This is a genomic window from Halapricum sp. CBA1109, assembly GCF_009741825.1.
GTDB lineage: Archaea > Halobacteriota > Halobacteria > Halobacteriales > Haloarculaceae > Halapricum.
The window spans coordinates 1-2,222 of the sequence record NZ_WPCA01000236.1; the positions used below are offsets into that span (position 1 = coordinate 1).

Below are 2,222 nucleotides of genomic sequence, written 5' to 3' on the forward strand. Positions count from 1 at the left end.
GGTGGGACGACCGTCAAGCTAGGCGACGAGCCCTCCGAGCACCGCGCCCGCGGCACTGCGCGCCCGTATCGACGACGGCGCGGTGTCACTGGCGGCGACGCTGGGCGAGCGCTGGCCGCCGCTTTCGGCGACGCTGGACGAGCGGATAGCCACCCTCGGACAGACGCGGTGGGATGGAACCGCCGACACCGGGTCGCCGTTGCACGCGACCGGCGTCCGTATTCCCACGGGCGAGGCATCCGGGACTATCAGCGTCGACGGTCGAGCGTTCGCGCCCGGCGACCGGTTCGTGACCGTCCCCGGTGTGGCGCCGTTCGCGGCCGACCGCGAGGCGCTGACCGCCGGCCGGTGTGTCGTCGTCCTGCCCGACGCGTGCGTCTACGAGTTGCCGACGGGCCGGCGCGAGCGGGCGAGCGAGACCGACCTGCGGTCGCTGTTGGAGACGGCGACGGCGGAGGGGCTCGTCTGTCGGCTGCTGGAGCGTGACTGTCACGTCGAGGCCGTCGGCGACGAGCGGACCCACTCCGTCCACGTCTACCGGACCGAGGGACAGTGGTCGGGCGTGCTCCTCGCCAGCGACAACAGGCCGTCGGCGACGCCGGCGCTGGAGCACCCGCTGGCGCTCTCCTGCCAGCGGTTCGACGGCCTCGACGGCGCAGTCGAGACGCTGCGGCGGCCCCGGACGGTCGCGGGTTTCGACGCCGATCCGCCGCCGGAACTGCGCCGGCGCTGCCGGCAGATGGCCGACCGACTCGCCGGCGGTGATAGCCCGTGACTATCGACGCCGGGGTGACCCCGACCGGTTCCCGGACGTTCCCGGACGCTGTCAGGCGGTCACTGGAAACAAATCCGCCGGTGTACGTCCTCTCGCCGCCCCCGGCGCTTCTGGCCGAGTCCGTGCTCGCGCTCTTTGCCGACCCGCCGGTCGATACCGCGGTCGAACGCCCCGTTCGCGTCGTGACGACCCCCGGGGTCCGGGCGGACTGTCTGGACACCTTTCGGGTCGGCCAGCAGGCGGCCGAACTGGTCGATATGGGGGTTCTCAGCTTCCGCGCGGCGGAGACGTTGCCCGTGTCGGGACCGCTGGTCGTCGGCGAGAACGGAGCGACGACGGCCGTCACGTTCGGCGACGCCTACGCGCTGTTCGACGCCGCGGACCGCGGGGTCGCGCGAGTGGGGCGCGACCGGGCGAGAGAGGCCTACGAGGCGGCGACGCCGCTCTCGGTCCCCGACCGGCCGCGCTGGCGAGCGGTGGCGAGTGACCTGCGGGACCGGACGGACGAGGCCACGCTGTCAGCGCTGGTGGCGTCGCTCGACGCCCGACGGTCCGCGCCGGGCGCCCGGACGCTGGACGTGCCGACCGTCGCGCTGTTGGCTGGCGCGGGGACGACGGCCAGCCAGAAGGCCATCGCGCGCTGGTGTGCCGAACACGATGTGGCGGCCAAGAGTACCGTCAGCACGCGAAAACAGCGGCTCGTCGAGCGCGGACTCCTCGAGACGGTCCCGGTGGCCGGCAGCGTCGGTGCGCCCGTCCACCGGTTGGCGTTCGCCGACGACCACTTGAGCGCGCTGTCGCCGGCCGAGCGCTACGCCGTCGCCGCGGACGTTCTCACCGCGGCGTGACCGGACGCGACCGAGAGCGTGAGCAAGCCGGCTACTCCCGCGAACACCCAGTAGACGCCGGGCGACCACGCGCCGAGGCCGAGCGCGAGCGTCGGCAGTACGGGACCGGCGACCGCGCCGAGGAGCACAGCCAGCGCGCCGGAGACGACGAGACAGTCAACGACCCACGGGTGGCGCCGCCGGTGGCCGCCGTGGCGGGCCAACCACGCACGCGCGGAGACGCCGCCGACTATCCCGGCCACGCCGACGGTGAGACAGCTACAGAGCAGGGCCGTCAGCCCGCCCGACACCAGCGTCCGTAGCTCGGCGCGCCGAGCGCCCCGTCCGGAAGCCACGCCAGCGGGACCACCGGACCGAACGTCACGACCGGTCGCGGTGCGGCGAGGACGGCGAGTGCGAGGAGCAGCGGGACGAGGGCGAGCGCGCGGCGACCGGTTCGGAGCCAGCGGTCCGCAGCCGGCCGGGGCAGAGCAGGCCGACAGAGGCGCTTTCCGGCGGCGTCACCGGGGTCGCGGCCACCGGCGTCGAGACCATCGCGGCCAGCCCCCGAGAGGGCGCCACCCGCGAGGACGGCGCCCGCCCGCGACCGCCGCGGAGGT

Annotated in this window: 4 protein-coding genes; 2 read left to right on the forward strand and 2 right to left on the reverse strand. The window is 74.5% G+C overall.

The genetic code is table 11. The annotated features are described in order from the left end of the window. The first annotated feature begins 82 nt into the window (after positions 1-82). A complete protein-coding gene (locus GJ629_RS15540; RefSeq protein ID WP_157513819.1) occupies positions 83-775 on the forward strand; it encodes a hypothetical protein in 693 nt (230 codons plus the stop codon). A 14-nt stretch (positions 776-789) separates the two neighbouring features. Then, entirely contained in the window at positions 790-1,623 is an 834-nt protein-coding gene (locus GJ629_RS15545) for a DUF5821 family protein (RefSeq protein ID WP_197428679.1), read from the forward strand. Here GJ629_RS15545 and GJ629_RS15550 read toward each other — a convergent pair. Together GJ629_RS15550 and GJ629_RS16570 are read right to left on the reverse strand one after the other, a co-directional pair. Continuing rightward, positions 1,587-1,913: a hypothetical protein gene (locus GJ629_RS15550; RefSeq protein WP_157513821.1), complete on the reverse strand. Its 327-nt coding sequence runs from the start codon at positions 1,911-1,913 to the stop codon at positions 1,587-1,589. The genes GJ629_RS15545 and GJ629_RS15550 overlap by 37 nt on opposite strands. Then, positions 1,898-2,222 (reverse strand): hypothetical protein (locus tag GJ629_RS16570; RefSeq protein WP_197428680.1); only part of this gene is annotated, 325 nt, incomplete at its 5' end. The genes GJ629_RS16570 and GJ629_RS15550, both read right to left, overlap by 16 nt.